The 19446-nt window shown below is 47.2% G+C and carries 18 protein-coding genes; 15 read left to right on the top strand and 3 right to left on the bottom strand.

Annotation, left to right across the window (positions count from 1 at the left end):
• Positions 1 to 17: 17 nt before the first annotated feature.
• The 6 genes from AAKU64_RS16380 (at position 18) to ftsB (ending at position 6384) form a co-directional block, all read left to right on the top strand.
• The gene (locus AAKU64_RS16380; RefSeq protein ID WP_354332875.1) at positions 18 to 854 is read left to right on the top strand and encodes an alpha/beta fold hydrolase; all 837 of its coding nucleotides are present in this window, start codon (positions 18 to 20) and stop codon (positions 852 to 854) included.
• Between the two features lie 78 nt (positions 855 to 932).
• Positions 933 to 1886 carry a lipid A deacylase LpxR family protein gene (locus AAKU64_RS16375; RefSeq protein ID WP_354332873.1) on the top strand — a complete coding sequence of 318 codons (954 nt, stop codon included), beginning with the start codon at positions 933 to 935 and terminating at the stop codon, positions 1884 to 1886.
• Positions 1887 to 1989: 103 nt separating this feature from the next.
• Complete coding sequence (gene pyrG, locus AAKU64_RS16370) at positions 1990 to 3648, top strand: CTP synthase (RefSeq protein WP_322118173.1); 1659 nt, start codon at positions 1990 to 1992, stop codon at positions 3646 to 3648.
• A gap of 2 nt (positions 3649 to 3650) precedes the next feature.
• Positions 3651 to 4505, top strand: coding sequence for a 3-deoxy-8-phosphooctulonate synthase (kdsA, locus tag AAKU64_RS16365; RefSeq protein ID WP_354332871.1), 855 nt, complete (start codon positions 3651 to 3653; stop codon positions 4503 to 4505).
• Positions 4506 to 4654: 149 nt separating this feature from the next.
• On the top strand, positions 4655 to 5938 hold the full coding sequence (gene eno / locus AAKU64_RS16360; protein WP_354332869.1) for a phosphopyruvate hydratase: 1284 nt from the start codon (positions 4655 to 4657) through the stop codon (positions 5936 to 5938).
• Between the two features lie 98 nt (positions 5939 to 6036).
• Positions 6037 to 6384, top strand: a complete 348-nt coding sequence (gene ftsB, locus AAKU64_RS16355) for a cell division protein FtsB (protein ID WP_354362461.1) — start codon at positions 6037 to 6039, stop codon at positions 6382 to 6384.
• Between the two features lie 238 nt (positions 6385 to 6622).
• On the opposite strand, the gene hslO is transcribed toward ftsB, so the two are convergent.
• Both hslO and AAKU64_RS16345 read right to left on the bottom strand, forming a co-directional pair.
• Positions 6623 to 7549 (bottom strand): Hsp33 family molecular chaperone HslO, encoded by a 927-nt coding sequence (gene hslO, locus AAKU64_RS16350; protein WP_354332865.1) that lies wholly within the window; start codon positions 7547 to 7549, stop codon positions 6623 to 6625.
• A gap of 59 nt (positions 7550 to 7608) precedes the next feature.
• Positions 7609 to 8133 carry a gamma carbonic anhydrase family protein gene (locus AAKU64_RS16345; RefSeq protein ID WP_354332863.1) on the bottom strand — a complete coding sequence of 175 codons (525 nt, stop codon included), beginning with the start codon at positions 8131 to 8133 and terminating at the stop codon, positions 7609 to 7611.
• Between the two features lie 163 nt (positions 8134 to 8296).
• On the opposite strand from AAKU64_RS16345, the gene AAKU64_RS16340 reads away from it, so the two are divergent.
• From AAKU64_RS16340 to AAKU64_RS16325, 4 genes are all read left to right on the top strand, one after another.
• Positions 8297 to 9196, top strand: coding sequence for a ferritin-like domain-containing protein (locus tag AAKU64_RS16340; RefSeq protein WP_354362460.1), 900 nt, complete (start codon positions 8297 to 8299; stop codon positions 9194 to 9196).
• Positions 9197 to 9265: 69 nt separating this feature from the next.
• Positions 9266 to 10030 carry a flagella assembly protein FlgT middle domain-containing protein gene (locus tag AAKU64_RS16335; RefSeq protein WP_354332860.1) on the top strand — a complete coding sequence of 255 codons (765 nt, stop codon included), beginning with the start codon at positions 9266 to 9268 and terminating at the stop codon, positions 10028 to 10030.
• A 240-nt stretch (positions 10031 to 10270) separates the two neighbouring features.
• Complete coding sequence (locus tag AAKU64_RS16330) at positions 10271 to 10780, top strand: YcxB family protein (RefSeq protein ID WP_354362459.1); 510 nt, start codon at positions 10271 to 10273, stop codon at positions 10778 to 10780.
• A gap of 142 nt (positions 10781 to 10922) precedes the next feature.
• On the top strand, positions 10923 to 11420 hold the full coding sequence (locus AAKU64_RS16325) for a DUF3617 domain-containing protein (protein ID WP_354362458.1): 498 nt from the start codon (positions 10923 to 10925) through the stop codon (positions 11418 to 11420).
• A 100-nt stretch (positions 11421 to 11520) separates the two neighbouring features.
• On the opposite strand, the gene AAKU64_RS16320 is transcribed toward AAKU64_RS16325, so the two are convergent.
• Positions 11521 to 13203 carry an acetate--CoA ligase gene (locus AAKU64_RS16320; protein WP_354332854.1) on the bottom strand — a complete coding sequence of 561 codons (1683 nt, stop codon included), beginning with the start codon at positions 13201 to 13203 and terminating at the stop codon, positions 11521 to 11523.
• A gap of 128 nt (positions 13204 to 13331) precedes the next feature.
• Between AAKU64_RS16320 and AAKU64_RS16315 the strand changes: the two genes are divergently transcribed.
• From AAKU64_RS16315 to AAKU64_RS16295, 5 genes are all read left to right on the top strand, one after another.
• Positions 13332 to 14213 (top strand): alpha/beta fold hydrolase, encoded by an 882-nt coding sequence (locus AAKU64_RS16315; protein WP_354362457.1) that lies wholly within the window; start codon positions 13332 to 13334, stop codon positions 14211 to 14213.
• A gap of 62 nt (positions 14214 to 14275) precedes the next feature.
• Positions 14276 to 14710: a hypothetical protein gene (locus AAKU64_RS16310; protein ID WP_354362456.1), complete on the top strand. Its 435-nt coding sequence runs from the start codon at positions 14276 to 14278 to the stop codon at positions 14708 to 14710.
• A gap of 49 nt (positions 14711 to 14759) precedes the next feature.
• Entirely contained in the window at positions 14760 to 15317 is a 558-nt protein-coding gene (locus tag AAKU64_RS16305) for a hypothetical protein (protein ID WP_354332849.1), read from the top strand.
• Between the two features lie 240 nt (positions 15318 to 15557).
• Positions 15558 to 16799, top strand: coding sequence for a cystathionine gamma-synthase family protein (locus AAKU64_RS16300; protein WP_354332847.1), 1242 nt, complete (start codon positions 15558 to 15560; stop codon positions 16797 to 16799).
• Positions 16800 to 16950: 151 nt separating this feature from the next.
• Positions 16951 to 19446 carry an ABC transporter permease gene (locus AAKU64_RS16295; protein ID WP_354362455.1) on the top strand — a complete coding sequence of 832 codons (2496 nt, stop codon included), beginning with the start codon at positions 16951 to 16953 and terminating at the stop codon, positions 19444 to 19446.

Genomic DNA, 19446 nt, shown 5'->3' with positions numbered 1-19446 from the left:
GCCTTACCACTTATCTTATGCCAACAGAATCTACAGAATTGAGGGAACTAACTAAGCCTGCTCTTCATTTTGCTCATGCTAATAGTTTTCCAGCCGGGACCTATCGCGTTTTTTTTGAGCATTTACGTCAGCATTACGATGTACGGGCTTTACCTTTACATGGACACAATCCTGCTTATCCTGTGACGGATAGTTGGCCGTATTTAGTGCAAGAATTAGTTGATACGCTGCAAGCTAGTTATCAAGAGCCGGTTATTTTGGTGGGGCATTCTTTGGGTGGAATGTTAGCGACGATGGCCGCAAAAGCGCGACCGGATTTAGTCCGTTGTGTAGTGTTATTAGACTCGCCATTGGTGGCTGGTTGGCGTGCGATGTTGTTGCATTGGTTTAAAGCTTTAGGTATAGATAAAAAATTCTCGCCTTCTCGTTTTTCAGAAAAACGTAGAAATCAGTGGAAAGATGCTGAGGAGGCATATCAACATTTTGCCAGCAAAGAAATGTTCGCCATCTGGCCGCCAGAGGTGCTGCGTGATTACATTAATGCGGGCATCACACCGAATCAGCATGGTGATGGTGTCACTTTGCGTTTTACGCGTGAGGTAGAGACGGCCATTTATTCCACTTTGCCGCATGGCCTTGGTTATCTGGCTCGCACAGGTTTGGATGTGCCTGTCGGTTTTGTTGGTGGTACAGAGTCAGTGGAATGCAAACAAGCGGGTTTGGATGCGACTAAAAAAATGGTCGGACAACATTTTGTGCAAATCGCTGGCGGACATTTAATCCCTATGGAGTCACCAGCACAAACAGCGGCAGCGACCCATGCGATGATTTTGTCTCTGATTGGTAGTGCGTAGATCTTAGTCAATAGACTACAGAATCAAGCTTGGCTCAGAGGCCTTAGTTTTTTTATCTTTTTTAGCTAATTTAATATCATGTCAATTTTAAGCAAAAATAATCTGTGCCTATCTTTGTTTGTATTAACCACACTTAGCTCTGTTCAAACTCAGGCAAGTGATTTGTCGTGGAGTGAATGGCAAGATGTACATGCAAAAGGAAGCTCATTTTTGCAAATAACAATTGATAACGATAGCCTGTTACTGACCGATAAAGATCGTTTTTATACTAGCGGTAATCATTTATCGCGGACTTTTTTTCTGAAGACGGTAAATCAAGAAGTTAGCTACACATGGCAAGTCGGACAAGATTTATATACGGCGTCTGACATCAAGTTGACACCCGCGCAAATCCCGAAAAACGATCACCCATATGCTGGCTGGTTGTTTGGTGGAATTTATCGTGAGGCAGCAAATACAGAAGGCCAGCTCAGTAAAGTAGGATTAGAGCTTGGTTGTCTGGGACCTTGCGCGGGCGGTGCCTGGACGCAAAACAATTTACATAGAATTATTAAGCAGCCATTGCCGCAAGCCTGGAGTACTCAAGTGTCGAATGAACCTGGCTTTGTTCTGTCTGGCGAATGGACACCACTACGCTGGACAGCTTCATCAATTCTGGATATTAGTCCCAGAATCAAGGCTCGATTTGGGAACATCTTTACTGATGCAGGTGCCGATATGACTTTGCGTGTTGGTGCGCTTAATGCCTTGCCGCAACAGCCTGCACAATATGCATTTTTAAGAGCAGAGGCCAAGGAAGTCGCTTATAACGCCACGCTTCAAGGCGGTTATTTTAATCATCAACGTGATGAACAAAATACGGGTATTACGCCAAAGCGATCGGTTGGGGAGCTTGAGTTGGGTTATTTCTGGCGCACTCCGGCTTATGTCATAAGTGCATCTGTGCTGCGGCGCAGCAATGAAATTAGAGAGCTTTCTAATAGCGTCGGTGCGCAGAGCTTTGCTCGCTTGCAATTCTTTTATGCGATGTAATTCCTGAATAATTGAGTCATGATTTTTTCATGACTCGTTGGAGAGCGGCGCTGTTTGGGGTATAATTCGAGTTTCCCGCTCGTGCCGTCTGGCACCTTCTGCAATGACTAAGTTTGTATTCGTTACCGGGGGCGTCGTGTCCTCCCTAGGCAAAGGCATTGCTGCCGCCTCTCTTGCTGCGATTCTTGAATCTCGCGGCCTCAAAGTTACCATGCTCAAGCTTGATCCCTACATCAATGTGGATCCAGGCACCATGAGCCCTTTTCAGCACGGTGAAGTTTTCGTCACCGATGACGGTGCCGAGACTGATCTCGATTTGGGACACTATGAGCGTTTCATCACTGCCAAAATGAAAAAGGTGAATAACTTCACCACCGGGCAGATTTATGAATCCGTGATCCGCAAAGAACGTCGTGGCGAATATCTGGGCAAAACTGTTCAGGTTATCCCGCACATCACTAACGAAATCCAAGATTACATTCATCGCGGAGCAAATGGTTTTGACGTAGCACTGGTCGAAATCGGTGGCACGGTTGGTGATATTGAATCTTTACCTTTCCTCGAAGCTGCACGTCAATTAAGTTTGCGTGCTGGCCGCCATGCTGCAGCGTTCGTGCATTTGACTTTGGTGCCTTATCTGGCCTCTGCCGGTGAATTAAAAACCAAGCCAACTCAGCACAGCGTACAAAAACTGCGTGAAATCGGCATCTCTCCAGATGCTTTATTGTGCCGTGCCGATCGTCCTATCCCGGATGACGAGCGCGCAAAAATATCCTTGTTTTCTAACGTGCCGGAAGAGGGCGTCATCTCTGTCTGGGATGCGGACACGATTTATAAGATTCCACAAATGCTGCATGACCAGGGTCTGGATCGTATCGTTTGTGAAAAACTCGCTTTGTCACCAAAGCCAGCCAATCTGGAAATGTGGGACAAACTGATTTATGCATTAGAAAACCCAAAAGAAGAAGTCACCATCGGTATGGTCGGTAAATATGTCGACCTGACCGAATCGTATAAATCCTTGACCGAAGCTTTGCGCCATGCGGGTATTCATACCGAAAGCCGTGTGAATATCGAGTACGTTGATTCAGAAGAAATCGAAGCAAAAGGTACTGGCGCATTAGAAAAGTACGACGCGATTTTGGTTCCGGGTGGTTTCGGCAAGCGCGGTGTAGAAGGCAAAATTATTGCTGCCCGTTATGCACGTGAAAACAAAATCCCTTACCTCGGTATTTGCCTTGGTATGCAAGTCGCTCTAATTGAATACGCACGTAACAAAGCTGGTTTGACATTGGCAAACTCAACCGAGTTTGATCAGCAGACAGAACAGCCAGTCGTCGCATTAATTAATGAATGGCAAAATCATGACGGCAAGGTAGAAACCCGTGATGAAAACTCTGATCTGGGCGGCACCATGCGCCTGGGCGCACAGACTTGTGCGGTCAAACCAAATACTTTGGCATCAGAGATTTATGGCAATGTCGTGACTGAGCGTCACCGTCATCGTTATGAAGCCAATAATCATTACCTGGCACGTGTTGAGCAAGCTGGACTGATCGTTTCTGCGCGTACGCCAACCGAAGATTTGTGCGAGATCATGGAGTTGCCACGTACAGGCCCAAACTCACATCCTTGGTATCTTGGTGTGCAATATCACCCTGAGTTTAAATCGACGCCGCGTGAAGGACATCCGCTATTTATCTCCTTTGCTAAAGCTGCTATTGCGCACAAATTGGCAAACCAAAAAGCGAACGGACAATAATTATGAAGCTCTGTGGATTTGATGTTGGTCTGGATCAGCCCTTTTTCTTAATCGCAGGCCCTTGTGTTATCGAGTCGCACCAAATGGCGCTTGACACAGCAGGCGCTCTGAAAGAGATGACGACAGCTTTAGGTATCCCTTTCATTTATAAGTCGTCTTTTGATAAAGCTAATCGCTCGTCAGGTTCTAGTTTCCGTGGTTTGGGGATGGAAAAAGGTTTAGAGATTTTGGCTGACGTTAAAAAACAATTGCAGGTCCCGGTGCTGACAGACATCCATGCGATTGATGAGATAGCGGCAGTTGCTGCGGTAGTTGATGTATTGCAGACGCCTGCTTTTTTATGTCGTCAGACTGATTTTATTGAGGCTTGTGGCCGTTCTGGTAAGCCAGTCAATATTAAAAAAGGGCAGTTCCTTGCGCCACATGACATGGTCAATGTCATCGCCAAGGCACGTGCCGCAGCAAAATCTGCCGGTCTGCTTGAGGATAATTTTATGGCGTGCGAGCGCGGTGTCTCATTCGGCTACAACAATCTTGTGTCTGATATGCGCTCCCTAGCAATCATGCGTGAGACCAATTGTCCGGTGGTATTTGATGCGACGCATTCTGTACAATTGCCAGGTGGTCAGGGTACGACCTCAGGTGGTCAGCGTGAATTTGTGCCAGTACTAGCGCGTTCTGCGGTGGCGGTGGGTATTTCTGGTTTGTTTATGGAAACTCATCCAGATCCGTCCAAAGCAATGTCAGATGGCCCAAATGCGGTACCGCTAGGTCGTATGAAAGAATTGCTGTCTACATTGATCGAGTTAGATCGCGTCGTTAAAAAGAATGGATTCCTTGAGTCTAGTTTTGCTTAGTCCAGACGCTTACTAGCGTATTGGCAAATATTTTTTAACAGGACTTATGCAAAATTATCCCAGCTAGGAGCTACAACGCAGCTAGGGCGGTTTTGCGTAAGTCCGATTTAAATAGTTTGTTCACTATATTGCATGTTTAGGAGAAATGAATGAGTGCTATCGTTGATATTATCGGTCGTGAAATTATTGATTCACGCGGCAATCCAACAGTCGAGTGTGACGTATTGCTGGAATCCGGCGTCATGGGGCGTGCGTCTGTACCGTCCGGCGCATCGACGGGTTCTCGTGAAGCGATAGAGCTGCGTGATGGCGATAAATCTCGTTACCTCGGCAAAGGCGTTTTAAAAGCCTGCGAACATATCAATACCGAAATCGCCGAAGCGATCATGGGTCTGGATGCGAACGAACAAGCCTTCCTTGACCGTACTCTGATTGATCTGGATGGCACAGAAAACAAAGCGCGTTTAGGTGCAAATGCCATGTTGGCAGTTTCAATGGCGGTTGCCAAAGCAGCTGCAGAAGAAGCGGGCCTGCCGCTGTATCGTTACTTCGGCGGTTCTGGCGCAATGCAGTTGCCCGTCCCAATGATGAACGTCATCAATGGCGGTGCGCATGCCGACAACAACCTGGACATCCAGGAATTCATGATTATTCCAATTGGCGCGCCATCCTTCCGCGAAGCGGTGCGTTACGGTGCTGAAGTTTTTCATGCACTGAAAAAAATCTTGCACGACAAAGGTTTGACCACGGCTGTGGGCGACGAAGGTGGTTTTGCACCTTCCGTCGATAACCACGAAGAAGCAATCAAGATGATTATCCAAGCGATTGAGGCGGCTGGCTACGAGCCAGGTACGCAAATCGCGTTGGGTCTGGATTGTGCCGCAAGTGAGTTCTACAAAGATGGTAAATATCATCTTGAAGGCGAAGGTCTGACGTTGTCATCAACTGATTTCACTAATTTACTCGCTACCTGGGTTGATAAATATCCTATCATCTCGATTGAAGACGGTATGGCAGAGGGCGATTGGCACGGTTGGAAGATTCTGACTGAACGCCTGGGCAAAAAAGTACAAATCGTTGGCGATGATTTATTTGTCACCAACACCAAGATTTTGAAAGAAGGCATTCAAAAAGGAATCGCCAATTCTATCCTGATCAAGATCAATCAAATCGGTACTTTGACCGAGACGTTTGCTGCGATTGAAATGGCAAAACGTGCTGGTTATACCGCTGTTATTTCGCATCGTTCTGGCGAAACAGAAGACAGCACTATTGCTGATATCGCTGTTGGTATGAACGCCTTGCAGATTAAAACTGGCTCGATGTCTCGTTCAGATCGTATGGCAAAGTACAATCAATTGCTGCGCATTGAAGAGGATTTAGGCGATATCGCCAGCTACCCTGGTCGTGATGCTTTTTATAATCTGAAATAAGCTGCAAGAAGATGCAAAAAAGGGGAACGGCGTTCCCCTTTTTACTAATCTCGGTTTAATTCAATGTTCGTTTTTTTAATCTATATTTCTAAATACTGATGCGTCTGATCGCGTTATCACTCACAGCGTTGCTGCTGCTCATACAATACCCGCTCTGGTTGGGTAAAGGCGGCTGGTTGCGTGTATGGGAGTTAGATAAACAAGTTACCCAAGCTAAAAAGCATAATGATGAGTTGAAAGAGCGGAACAGCAAGCTCGACTCAGAAGTACAAGATTTAAAAACAGGGACAGGCGCAGTAGAAGAACATGCGCGCTTTGAACTGGGCATGATTAAAAAAGACGAGATCTTCGTACAAATCTTAAACGCAGCGTCATCTGCGCAAACATCGAACCTCAACGATCCAAAACCGCCAAAAGAAAAAACGGCACCATCTATAAATCATTAGCTTGCCGCTAATTTCAACGGTATTCCAGTTACATTCTACTCACGCTTTTTAGGCGAATCCGCCGATAAATTCTATATCCCTGATTTGTCATTGATTTTAATTACTCCCCACTAGTACTTTTAATCGTCCAGGTATTCTTTGGTCAATCGACATGTTTTTGGTAAAAATAGGGGGAGTATATTAAGTCTAGGTTAAATTCACCTGATATTTTGATGAAAAATTGTTTCGGATTAAATAATTAATGCTTGCTGTCGTTCGCTACGCTAGTCGCTTCAGCTAAGGTGTTCGCCACAAATAATTGTGCGCAATCGACCTGATCAAAGCCGTAGTGCTTACCGCAAAAATCGCAATTGATATCGAGTCGTCCCAACTCTGCAATGGCGGTATTAATCTCAGGCTCGCCCAGCATGCGCAGCATATTGCCGACTTTTTCACGGGTGCAGTTGCAGTGGAATTGTGGATGTTGCGGATCAAAAACCCGGATGGTTTCTTCCCAAAATAATCGATGCAATAAAGTTTCGATATCGGTCGTCAGCAATTCATCTTGCTTGAGTGTGCCACCTAAGGAGATAGCGCGATTCCAGGCTTCTGTTTCATCTTCCACTTTGGCTTCTATGCCGCCATGTTTGGGTAGTTTTTGCAGCAACATGCCTCTGGCAATCTTGTCGTCCGCCGCCAGCCAAAGTTTGGTATCTAACTGTTCAGAACGCATCATGTAATTTTCTATGATGCCAGCAATGCTATCGCCATCAATCGGCACGATCCCCTGATATGCCTGTTGACCGGGTAGTTTGTCATTAGGGTCTAGCGTGATGACAAAGCGGCCTTGCCCATTAGCATGTACCAGTTCCGTCAAACTGGCATTATCGGTAATCACCGCGTTTGGTGATAACTTGGCGGTAGCACGGATGCGCAATTCTGCATCGCATTCCACCACCAATAATTTGACGGGACCATCACCATAAATTTGCATGATCATGGTGCCGTTAAACTTGAGATTGGCACACAACAAAGCAGAGGCTGCGGTTAGCTCACCAAGTATGGTTTTGACGGCGGCGGGGTATTCGTGACGCGCCTGGATTTGTTGCCAGGCGTTAGAGATTTCAACTAATTCACCGCGCACGCCAGCGTGTTCGAACATAAATTTTTGTAGGGTATCTTGCATAAGTTTCTTTACTTTGACGACGTTTTTAATCTGCTCTTGAATCGGAAAATGGTTGCTAGTCAACCGATCTTCTTCAATTGAGTTTTATAAGCTTGGGCGCGGCGGACATAATTCAACGTATTGCCGTGCATCCGCAAAATATCTTCTTCATTTAAAGTGCGTACCGCTTTAGCTGGCGAGCCGATAATCAAAGAGTTGTCCGGAAATTCTTTTCCCTCAGTGATCAGGGCGCCAGCGCCGACCAGACAATTTTTACCAATTTTTGCACCGTTCAAAATGACTGCCTGAATTCCAATTAAGGAACCTTCACCGATTGTGCAACCATGCAGCATGGCTTGATGCCCAATCGTCACATTTTTGCCTATCGTCAGAGGATGGCCAGGATCGGTGTGCAAAATACATCCTTCTTGCACGTTGCTGTTTTCACTGACGGTAATCAGCTCATTGTCACCTCGGATGGTGACGTCAAACCAAATGCTGGCGCCTGCTTCGATCTTTACTTTTCCGATGATATTGGCGCTGTCAGTAATGTAAGCGCTGGGATCAATTTCAGGTGCAATGTCGCCTAACTGGTATATGGTCATGATTTTTCCGTAAAATAGGGTGACTGATTTAGGATTTACGCAAAATCGCCCCAACGGTGTTGCAGCGGCTAGCCGCACTGAAGGCTGTCGTCGTCGCTGCACCTTGCTGGGACAATTTTGCGTAAGTCCTATGATTTATTATCGCTATTTTAACGCTCATCTTATGAACCCATCGTTCCCTAATACAAATGCGACTGCAAATCTAGTTGCTAAACCTGCTGATATTGCTGATTTTGCTAATAAGGCCACTTTAGAGGGAGCGGGTTCATTTTCAGATTTGCGCAGAGCGGCGTTAGCTTTGCTGGCAGAACCTGATACCAAGGCCAAAGCAGAAGGTACTGCCAGACTGCGCGCTGCATGGCAACGAGGAGATGTAGCGCTAGATACCGCCGCAGTCTTGCACGCTAATCAATTAATTCCTGGTCGGCCAGCTAAGCCTGTGCTGGTTCCACCGCTGGAAGTTAAGCGGCGCGCAATGAACACAGTAGAAGGACGTGCAGTGCTGATCCATGCGCTGGCGCACATCGAGTTTAATGCGATCAATCTTGCTTTGGATGCGATCTGGCGCTTTGCTGATATGCCTGTGGATTATTACGCGGATTGGTTGCTGGTCGCGCAAGAGGAAGCCTATCATTTTGGCATGCTGGCCGATCATCTGGTTAGCTTGGGATATCAATATGGTGATTTTCCAGCACATCATAGCTTGTGGGAACTGGCAGAAAAAACACAAGAAGATGTGCTCGCAAGAATGGCCTTGGTCCCACGCACGATGGAGGCGCGTGGCCTGGATGCGACGCCTGCCGTGCGAGCCAAACTGGCGCAGGCCAAAGATATTGCTGCGGCAGAGATTCTTGACATTATCTTGCGCGATGAGATCGGTCATGTGATGATCGGAAATCGATGGTTTGGCTATCTTTGTGAGATGCGTGATCTGGAGCCGGTAGCGACCTACGCACAATTAGCGTTGCAATACAAAGCGCCACAAATGCGGGGACCTTTTAATCTGGATGCAAGAAGAGCTGCTGGCTTTAGTGAAGAAGAACTTTTGGTGCTGCAAAGCTAAAGTTGGTTTTTAGATGTAGGTCAAAGTTCGCATGTATTTGATTTTCAACTTCGTTTTTTGAGCGACATGATGAAAAATAATCTGATCCGATTTTGCTTCGCACCTTACTTCATGCTGTTGTTGGCGCTCGTGATTTTCTGCATGTTCTTCAATGATGTAAGCGCACAAACTAGCACAGAAAAAAGCACAAGCAAAACTATACAAAATCTGACTCCTGCAGAAACCGTCCCATCAATGTCAGCGCCAGCGATGGAGGCGCCTGTTCCCGATCCTATCGTAAAGAAAAAAGTTCTGGCGACTGCGTTTGTGGTGAGTAAATCAGCCAAGCTAGAGGACGTTGATGATATCGCACATGGTTTTCCACGCGAGCTGATTAGCAGACTCGCTTTATCCAGAAAATATGTCACTAAAATTTCGCCAGGCTTACTTTCTTTTAACACCGAGGTTGGTGTTCCCTCAGTAAAATTATTGCGGCAATTGGGCACGCAATATGACAGCCAATTTGTCATCTCAGGAGAAGTCCGCGACGATAGCGTAATCACCGACAAAAAATATTTGGGTTTGATCGAAAATAAAAGACGCTTTATCGATTTGGATATTGATTTATATGACACCACAACAGGTGTCTTATTAAGTCATCACACACTGAGTAATATCGCGCAGCAAGACGTCATTATCGGTCGTGATAAAGCGTTTGGCAGCGGTGCATTTTTAAATACCACGTATGGTAAAGCAATCGATGTATTGATTGATCAGGCCGCAAAATTAATCATCCATGATTTAGATGCTTTGCCTGCTGAGACTAAAATGACAGACACGAAATCGGATAGTTAAAGAATCGGTAATCAAACAATCAACATTTAACCTGATTGAATAGCTTGGGGGCGGTTTAGCTCCATTGAGAAAGTACACTTAAAAGTAGTCTGTTTTTTTTGATTATTTAGTATTATCTTAATATGCGGCATATGGCAAAGAAGCATGACCGACCGCGGTTCTAGAAGAACTAATACATCTGGTTAGACTTGTACATAACCTAGATAAAAATTTTATCACTCTAATGAAGTTGTAGTCACTATGGAATATCGTCTTCACTATTCGAATACCATCCCTGAAATGCTTGTATTTCAATGGACTCATGCGGCTCGATCACCTTGGTATTACGTGCTTTTTGTCTTCTGGTCTTATGCTTGGTTTGCTTCAGTTACGGAAGCGTGGACTAGTTCCAGTTGGTCATGCTTGAGCTGCTCCGTTATATATTTCTCAATTATGTTCGCTATTGTATTTATCACGTTTCTCGTACTCGGTTCCGCTCCACAATTATTCCGGTTTTTCTCTAAGGTGCATCGGGCTTCTCTCGCACCGCGTACAATAATCATCAGTGATACAGGCTTAATCGAGGAGACTAGCAATTCGCGTGCTGAGTACAATTGGTCGGCTGTTCAACGCATATTGCAAACAAGATCGCTAGTTGCACTTTATATTTCTCCCTTGGGCGCTCATCTAATTCCAAAGAAAGCATTTGAAAGCCCAGCGCAATGGCAGCAATTCAATGCCTTTGTTGAACAGCACGCTTTAAACAGCTAGCTCTACAATTGATCGAACTTTCGGTAAATAAAGCGATGTTACGCTAACGTGTATCGTAATTTATGCCAAATACTTGGAATTTTGACAAAGACGCGCGCTTTCTATTTTTTATTCGTTTACCCCAACTTCACGCAAGTTAAACATGACACACCTGATACCAAAAACCATCACAATTATCTCGCTCTGTTTCATGCTGACACCGCAAGTTTATGGGCAGTCAATTCCTCGCTCTGGCAACTGGGACACTACTTTCACTGCCTATATGTATATGCACGATAAGAAGATATATGCTCCTTGGATACAGCCCATGGGCGTTCGGTTCATGTCTGAGACCGACCTAAAACAATTACCTTTCAGTCCGGCAGGCTCCAAAGCAAAAACGGAGGAAGATGGTAGTAGTTGCGTAGTGTCGGAGGAAAAGCAGCGCCTTAACGTCCTCACTTGGCGCATGATTTGCAAAGAGTCAGACGGAAGAGAATCTGAAACAAAAACGAAAGTAACGATGACTGAAACCGAAATTCAGTCGTCTTCAGTCATCCGCGATAACTCACCTATCGGTTCATTAGGGCCAGACGGGATGAAAACTGAGTTTTTGATGAAACGGGTTGGTGACTGCGAAAAAATCACTGATGAAAAGTAACTCATGGCGGCTGCTGTCTCTAGCATCTCAGGTTGAAAGTCCAAGTGCAATGCCATGTATAAATCTGCTGCTTTTGCACTTGTCACTGGACTAAAAACAGTTACTTCCTAGCTCGTTCCTCCTCCAACAAACGCAGCACACGCCGCTGCACTTTGCCAGTGGTCGTCATCGGCAGTGCCGCTATAAATTCGATTTCTTTCGGATATTCATAAGGTGCCAGTTTGCCTCGCACATGCGCTTGCAGTTCTGAGATGAGTTCTGCACTGCCGATAAAACCGGCGCTTAATACGACGTATGCTTTGACAATGTTGCCGCGTTCTTTATCGGGTTTGGGGATGACGGCGGTATTGGCGACTGCCGGATGTTTGACCAGACAGTTTTCGATTTCGGATGGTCCAATGCGGTAGCCCGCAGCTTTAAACATATCATCTGCCCGTCCTTGGTACCAAAGATAGCCGTCTTCGTCGCGCAAGGCTAAGTCACCTGTTCTGCACCAGTCGCCGGTGAATTTATTGTTGGTTGCTTCCGGGTTTTTCCAATAGCCGATAAAAAATACCGGATCAGGATCGCCATGAATATCGTAGCGGTGCATGGCGACTTCGCCGACTTGGTTAATCGCAGCTTCATTACCGTCGTCATCAATAATCGCAACGCGATGACCAGGATAAGCGCGTCCCATACTGCCGGGTTTGGCGGGCCATTGCTGGTGGCTATTGCCGACGATGTAGTTCATTTCTGTCTGGCCAAACATTTCATTCGGAATGACACCCAGTGATTGTTGACACCAGTTGAAGACGGCATCACCAACTGCTTCGCCTGCACTCATAATTGCCCTCAGCTTGAGCTTGTATTGCAGTTGCGGTTCTGGGCAAGCCTTCATCATCATTTTTAGCGCAGTCGGGAACAGGAAAGTGTTCGTGACCTGATATTTTTCCAATAAATAAAACGCTGTCTCAGCAGTAAAGCGTCCTTGGTAGCCGACGATAGGTTGACCAAAATACAAGCAGGGCAGCAGCGCATCCATCAAGCCACCAGTCCAGGCCCAATCTGCTGGCGACCAGAACACATCATTGGGCTGAGGAAACCAATTTTGCGAGGCTACAAAACCTGTCAGGTTACCGATGATCGCAGAGTGGGGGATGAGCGCGCCTTTAGGCGCACCAGTCGTGCCGCTGGTATAGATCAAAATGGCGGCGTCGCTTGCGGCTGTTTTGACGGGATCAAACTGATCTGACATGGCCGGGATTGTATTCTCCCAACGCAGACAATCTTCAGCGCCGCACTTCAATGTGATGAGTGTGGTCAGCGCAGGACAACTACCGCGGATTTGCCAATATGCTTCTATCCCGCTTTGATCTACCACCAGCGCAACCGCCTCGCTGTTCTGTAGGCGGTATTCCAGGGCTTCGGGACCAAATAAAAACGATAAAGGCATTGCAATCGCACCCATTTGCAGACATGCCATCACCGTGATGGCAGTCTCTGGACGTTGCGGCAAAATGTAGGCGACGACGTCACCCTGTTTAACACCTTGTTCACGCAATAAATTAGACAGTTGATTTGCTTGCTGCTGTAATCCGGTATAAGTTAAGGTTGCCATGTTGCCTTCGGCATCTTCATAATGGATAGCGATACGCTCGCTATCTTTACTCCAGCGCTGGCAACATACTTGCGCCATATTGAAATCACCCGGTACATCCCAGCGAAAACGCTGATATAACTCTTGATAATGATCTACATTTCCGATTTTCGCGATCTTTGGAATTGCTTTTTGCTTAGTCATTCTGTCTCCGGTTTTTTATAGAACGATCGTGCTATTATCTATCGACTTATAGACCAATCCTAATCCAAAATTTGCATGATTGTCGATGAGAAATGCGATGATATGTGTTCACCCAAAATTTTAATCCCATGATCAAATCTTCCCGCTCCGAATTTATCGCCATCCGTGGACTGCAATATCATGTGCGCCATTGGGGCGATGAATCCGCTCCTAAAATCTTCATGCTGCATGGCTGGATGGATGTGTCTGCCTCTTTTCAATTTGTGGTGGACTGCCTGAAACAAGATTGGCACGTCATCGCCCCCGATTGGCGTGGCTTTGGTTTAACCGATACGCCAAATGCTGATTGTTACTGGTTCCCGGACTACATGGGCGATTTGGATGCGATTTTGCAGCATTATTCCCCAGACGAGGCTGTCAATTTAATTGGACATAGCATGGGGGCAAATGTCGCTGGTATTTTTGCCGGTGTACGACCAGAGCGGATTAAAAAATTTGTCAATCTGGAGGGCTTTGGCATGCCAGTGACCACACCAGGCCAGGCGCCAGGTCGCTATTTAAAATGGCTGGATGAGTTGCGCCAGACACCGGTACTGCGCACTTATGCAAGCCAGGCAGAAGTGGCAGGGCGCTTACAAAAAACCAATCCACGACTATCCGACGAACGCGCTAGATTTTTATCGCAACACTGGGCTAAACAAAATGACGAAGGTCAATGGGAAATCCTCGGCGACCCGGCTCATAAACTCACCAGTCCCTTGCTTTATCATGTAGAAGAAGTGATGGCCTGCTGGGGAAAAATCACCGCGCCAGTATTATGGTTTGAGGCGGATGACACCAACGTCTGGCATTGGATGGGACCAAAATCAGAAGCTCGCATAGAGATTGACCGGCGTCTGGAGCATATCCCCAAGCTACAAAAAGAAATGATAAAAAACGCTGGTCACATGCTGCATCATGATCAGCCAGAAATTTTGGCAGAATTAATCGAGCAATTTTTACTCGCTTAGACAGTGACAGTATTGAATCAACAGCCGAGCCAGATCATTAATCGCTAGAACGGAAAGTAAAAATGAAAATTCTAGTTCCATTACTATTGCTGGCATTCTTGCCGGGCTTGTCCGTCGCCAAAGAGGTGTCACCTTTATCAACACGCTGTCTGTCATCCGATGCCAGCAAAAAAGCGATCAAACTACAGTTCAGCACGGTAGGTGACGATGCAACTGGCTGGAGCGGTGCCTTTGTCAAATATGGTAAGAATGGAAAACCGATCACGCTGGTAGTCCAAAAGACATCAAGCGAAGAATTGATCGCAGGTCGCCCGGCAGAATTTACGACGATCTGGCTAGAAGTCGTCGGAGACCAAATTACCGGAACGTATGAAGTCGCAACCCAGGGCGCTCTGATCAATAATTTTGTCTATAAAAACAAACGTACCGGAGCGACGATGAGTTTTTCTGAAAGTAGAGATGTTGAATTGAGTGATGATGGTAGTTGTAAGTGGTAATGGATTGACAGAATGACGATGTTTCCAATCTTTCTAAAGTGCGCATAACATGAAACTCTTTTTCCTCTTAGTGATGTTCAGCGCAAGCGCCTGGAGTGCAGAGCCAGTGTCCGGCAATCAAATCAGTGAAATCGAGGGTGTGTATAAGCACCATTTTATGAATGGCACAATCACTCCCGGCAAAGCGCCTGGCGAGGCAGACCAGCCTTATGAATCGGAAGATATTGTTGAGATTGTCCGGTATGACCAGACGCACATCTACTTTCGTGCCGAGCTGCAGTTTTATAACGGGCATACATGTGGCATCTACGGTATTGCAGGCGAAGAGAACGGTGAATTTGTTTATCATGACCCGACAACACCACTCGCAGGAGAACCAGCCTGCACCTTGAGAATATCGACCTTGGCAAATAAATTGCGGATTACCGATAGGGATACGCCGCAAGGAAGTGCGACATGCAGAAACTATTGCGGTGTGCGTGGTAATTTGTCCGATTATTTGATAGCGAAAAATAGCAAAAGAAAAATTCGTTATCTTGATCGCCTGAAAGCTTCCAGGGAATATTCAGAAGCAGTCACCTCATTCAAGGCTTCAGGGAAAAAGTGAGTTAGTGCTCAATAAAGATCGCGCACGATTGTTGTTGTCGAGTATGTGGTCTGTGAACTCCCAACACTTGGCGCCTTAGTCAGAGTCATGTCGCAATGACATCGGCCATGATGGTCGTCTGCTAACGTGTTCACACTAGCCTGTCCTCAAAGAATCTCGGTTAAACTTACAGTATTCCTTACCGCGTTCCCTACAGCGTTTCTTTTTAACGCAGTCCCTCACTACAGTACCCATTTGATCATGAACGAAAAAGCATCTTACGGCTTCACCACTACTATTCTGCATAACGACCGTCAAAAAGAGATTGAGCACGGCTCTGTGCACAAACCTATCCATACATCCGTGTTGTTCGGTTACAAAGATGCACGTGATCTGGCAGCAGTATTTCAGGGGAAACAATCTGGTTATCGCTACGGTCGTCAAGGTAATCCCACGGTCTCTGCGCTGGAAGACAAACTGACCAAGATGGAAGACGGGCATTCGAGTATTTGTTTTGCTACTGGCATGGCGGCGATTGGCGCCGTGTTTCAGGCTTTATTGCGTCAAGGTGATCATGTCGTCTCATCTTCTTTTTTATTCGGTAACACCAATAGTTTGTGGCAAACCGTGGCTGCGCAGGGTGTTGATGTCAGTTTTGTCGATGCGACTGATGTGAAAAACGTCGCTGCCGTAATCACGCCTGCGACCCGCATTGTCTTTGTCGAGACTATTGCTAATCCGCGTACCCAGATTGCAGATCTCAAGCGTATCGGCGCTTTGTGCAAAGAGCGTGGCATTTTGTTTATCGTGGATAACACGATGACTTCGCCTTACCTGTTCCGCCCCAAAGTCGTTGGCGCTGGCTTAGTCGTGAATTCACTAACTAAGTCAATTGCAGGTCACGGTAATGTTCTCGGTGGTGCTTTGACTGATACTGGCGAGTACGACTGGAGTCAGTTTCCCCATATTGTCCAGAACTTCAAAAAATTCCCAACGCCGCAATGGGGTATGGCCCAAATCCGCGCTAAGGGCTTGCGGGATTTTGGCGCATCCCTGTCGCCTGAGGCGGCACACCAGATCGCCGTCGGTGCCGAGACGATAGCTTTGCGATTAGATCGTACATGTGCCAATGCGATGGCACTGGCAACGATGCTGGAAAACGATCCACGCGTCGCCGTTGTGCATTATCCTGGTTTGCCATCGCATCCGCAGCACGCAATTGCGAGTGAACTATTCCGTGCTTACGGTGCTTTGTTCAGTTTTGAGTTGAAGCCAGAGATCGATTGCTTCGATTATTTAAATCGCCTCAAGCTGGCGATTTCTGCAACCCATCTGGGTGACACACGCACGCTTGTGATTCCGGTAGCACACACCATCTTCTTTGAGATGGGTGCACAGCGCCGTGCCGCCATGGGGATTGCAGATTCGCTGATCCGCGTCTCGGTGGGGATTGAAGATACCCAAGATTTGCTGAATGATTTTCAGCATGCCTTGTCTGCATAGCCGCATCTGACGGTAGTGTGTGCGTAATTATACTGGGTAGGTGTATGAGTTATTTATACTAAGTTGTCCATATAATCATTGGACAATTGACCAACTATTTTAGATACTCCCCATTTTTTTCTATATTGCTGTTTTTAACTGGAAAGTGCCGATGTTACGTCTTTCGCTTCGTATGACCTTACGTGACTGGCGGGCTGGTGAGCTGCGCTTTCTGTTAGTTGCTTTGATGATCGCTGTGGCGTCTTTGTCTTCAGTCGGTTTTTTTGTGGACCGTATGCGCAACGGACTCAACCGCGACGCACACCAGTTGCTAGGTGCAGATTTGTTGATCAGTGCTGATCAGGCGATCAATCCTGCATGGCGCAGTGAGGCACAAAAACGCGGCTTGACGATGGCCGAGACGGTTGTCTTCCCTAGCATGGCGATTGCAGGTGAGGGCGATAATGTCGCCACCAAGCTGGTGTCGCTCAAAGCAGTTACACCTGGCTACCCTCTGCGAGGCAATCTCAAACTCAGTCAGGCTCAACAAGGTCCAGAAGTCATTACTAAAATTGTGCCGCCAGCCGGTACCGTCTGGATTGACCCTGCGCTGTTGATCAGCTTGAAGCTGAAGATTGGCGATCAACTCAAGCTCGGCGATAAAACTCTCAGCATCACACAACTGATTGCAAATGAGCCAGATCGCGGCGCCGGTTTTATGAACTTTGCGCCACGCGTGATGGTGAATATGGCGGATCTCACCGCGACCAACTTGATCCAAAATGGCTCGCGTGTCACTTATCGATTATTACTGGCCGGGCCAGCGGCTGCGATTACACAATTCCAAAAATGGCTGCAAGAGGGAATCGAGCGCAATCAGACCAAAGGTGTACGCCTAGAATCTTTGGAATCAGGCCGGCCAGAAATGCGCGCCACGCTAGACAGGGCAGAACAGTTTTTATCCTTGGTCGGTTTGTTATCTGCCATGTTAGCCGCCGTTGCAGTGGCAATGGCAGCGCGGCGATTTATGCTACGTCATCTGGACGCTTGTGCAATGCTGCGCTGTCTTGGGCAAACACAGAATCAGGTCACGGGCATGTACCTGATTGAATTTTTAATGATCGGCATTGTTGGCAGTGCCGCCGGTGTCATCGTCGGTTTTGCAGGGCATTATGTCTTGCTGGAGTGGCTGGGTAAATTAGTCTCGAACGATTTGCCGTCCGCCACTTGGCAACCGGCGTTACAAGGGATTGCAACGGGTTTGCTGTTGTTAGTCGGGTTCGCGTTACCACCGATTTTGCAACTGCGCAATGTGCCGCATAACCGCGTCATCCGTCGCGAGCAAGATGCACCACAAGCGCTGACTTTGGTAACCTATTTGCTGGGACTGGGCATGTTTGTCGGACTGTTATTGTGGCAAGCAGGCGATGTCAAACTGGGCTTGCTGACTGCGGGCGGTTTCCTGATCGGCTTATTGGTATTCGCCTTAGTCTCGTGGCTGGGCGTGGCCTCGCTCAAGCGTCTGCGTGGCTTGAGCAGTAACACCGCCTGGCGCTTTGCTGTCACTGCCTTACAACGCCGTCCTGGTGCTACCGTAATTCAGGTCGTGTCGCTTGCCTTGGGCTTGATGGCGCTCTTACTGCTCACAGTTGTTCGGGGTGATCTGATCACCGCCTGGAAAAGCGCTACCCCGGCCGACGCGCCTAATCAATTTGTGATCAACATCCAGCCAGATCAAAAGAACGACATCGCCACACGCTTAAAGCAAGTTGCCCAGCCTGTGTTGTACCCGATGATACGTGGCAGATTAATTGAAGTGAACAACAAAGCGATCACGGACAGTACTTATCCTGACGACCGCGCCAAACGCTTGGTCGACCGAGAATTCAATCTGTCGACGATGACCGATATGCCAGCAAGTAATACGCTGATCGCTGGCAAATGGTACCAAGATACCCAGTCAGAGGCCTCGGTAGAAGAGGGCATTGCCAAAACTTTGGGATTAAAGTTAGGCGACAAGCTCACCTTTGATGTTGCAGGTCAAAAAATTACCGCGCCAATTACCAGTTTGCGTAAGCTGGACTGGGGATCAATGCGGGTCAACTTTTTTGTGATCATCAATCCCAAAGCGGTTGTCGATTTACCGCAAACCTGGATAACGGCGTTTCATTTGCCGGAAAGCGATCAGCGCTTCGTCAATCAGCTCACGCTGGATTATCCTAATCTGACGGTGGTCGATGTTGGCGCGATGCTCAAGCAAGTACAAAGCGTGCTCGATCAGGTGATTACGGCGGTAGAATTTTTATTCCTGTTCACCCTCGCGTCAGGTGTGCTGGTGTTGTACGCCGCCCTTGCCGGATCGCAGGACCTGCGCATGCGCGAAGCTGCCTTGCTACGCGCTTTGGGCGCAACCCGCAAACAATTATCGCAAGCACAGTGGATAGAATTTTTGCTGGTCGGCGGATTGGCTGGCGTATTAGCAGCCAGTGGCGCCTCTGCCATTGGCTGGGCACTGGCACATTTTAGCTTTAATTTTGAATGGCAATTCAGTCCGGTAGTCTGGATCGTAGGATTATTTGTTGGCGCAGCTTGCGCGCTGATCGGCGGCTGGCTGGGTTTGCGCAATGTACTGAATCAGCCACCTTTATTGAGTTTGCGTGAAGGCTAA

Origin of the sequence: Undibacterium sp. GrIS 1.8 (genome assembly GCF_040544445.1) — a bacterium.
In the GTDB taxonomy this organism is placed as follows: domain Bacteria; phylum Pseudomonadota; class Gammaproteobacteria; order Burkholderiales; family Burkholderiaceae_D; genus Undibacterium.
Note: the sequence above shows the minus strand (reverse complement) of the source record. Positions and strands in the feature narration are given on the sequence as shown.

Coding starts and splice junctions, on each gene's coding strand:
- AAKU64_RS16335 (WP_354332860.1), top strand. CDS start 9,266: ATGAAAAATAATCTGATCCGATTTTGCTTCGCACCTTACTTCATGCTG.
- AAKU64_RS16310 (WP_354362456.1), top strand. CDS start 14,276: ATGAAAATTCTAGTTCCATTACTATTGCTGGCATTCTTGCCGGGCTTG.
- kdsA (WP_354332871.1), top strand. CDS start 3,651: ATGAAGCTCTGTGGATTTGATGTTGGTCTGGATCAGCCCTTTTTCTTA.
- AAKU64_RS16305 (WP_354332849.1), top strand. CDS start 14,760: ATGAAACTCTTTTTCCTCTTAGTGATGTTCAGCGCAAGCGCCTGGAGT.
- AAKU64_RS16345 (WP_354332863.1), bottom strand. CDS start 8,133: ATGACCATATACCAGTTAGGCGACATTGCACCTGAAATTGATCCCAGC.
- AAKU64_RS16330 (WP_354362459.1), top strand. CDS start 10,271: ATGGAATATCGTCTTCACTATTCGAATACCATCCCTGAAATGCTTGTA.
- AAKU64_RS16300 (WP_354332847.1), top strand. CDS start 15,558: ATGAACGAAAAAGCATCTTACGGCTTCACCACTACTATTCTGCATAAC.
- AAKU64_RS16325 (WP_354362458.1), top strand. CDS start 10,923: ATGACACACCTGATACCAAAAACCATCACAATTATCTCGCTCTGTTTC.
- AAKU64_RS16375 (WP_354332873.1), top strand. CDS start 933: ATGTCAATTTTAAGCAAAAATAATCTGTGCCTATCTTTGTTTGTATTA.
- AAKU64_RS16380 (WP_354332875.1), top strand. CDS start 18: ATGCCAACAGAATCTACAGAATTGAGGGAACTAACTAAGCCTGCTCTT.
- AAKU64_RS16295 (WP_354362455.1), top strand. CDS start 16,951: ATGTTACGTCTTTCGCTTCGTATGACCTTACGTGACTGGCGGGCTGGT.
- AAKU64_RS16320 (WP_354332854.1), bottom strand. CDS start 13,203: ATGACTAAGCAAAAAGCAATTCCAAAGATCGCGAAAATCGGAAATGTA.
- pyrG (WP_322118173.1), top strand. CDS start 1,990: ATGACTAAGTTTGTATTCGTTACCGGGGGCGTCGTGTCCTCCCTAGGC.
- AAKU64_RS16315 (WP_354362457.1), top strand. CDS start 13,332: ATGATCAAATCTTCCCGCTCCGAATTTATCGCCATCCGTGGACTGCAA.
- ftsB (WP_354362461.1), top strand. CDS start 6,037: ATGCGTCTGATCGCGTTATCACTCACAGCGTTGCTGCTGCTCATACAA.
- eno (WP_354332869.1), top strand. CDS start 4,655: ATGAGTGCTATCGTTGATATTATCGGTCGTGAAATTATTGATTCACGC.
- hslO (WP_354332865.1), bottom strand. CDS start 7,549: ATGCAAGATACCCTACAAAAATTTATGTTCGAACACGCTGGCGTGCGC.
- AAKU64_RS16340 (WP_354362460.1), top strand. CDS start 8,297: ATGAACCCATCGTTCCCTAATACAAATGCGACTGCAAATCTAGTTGCT.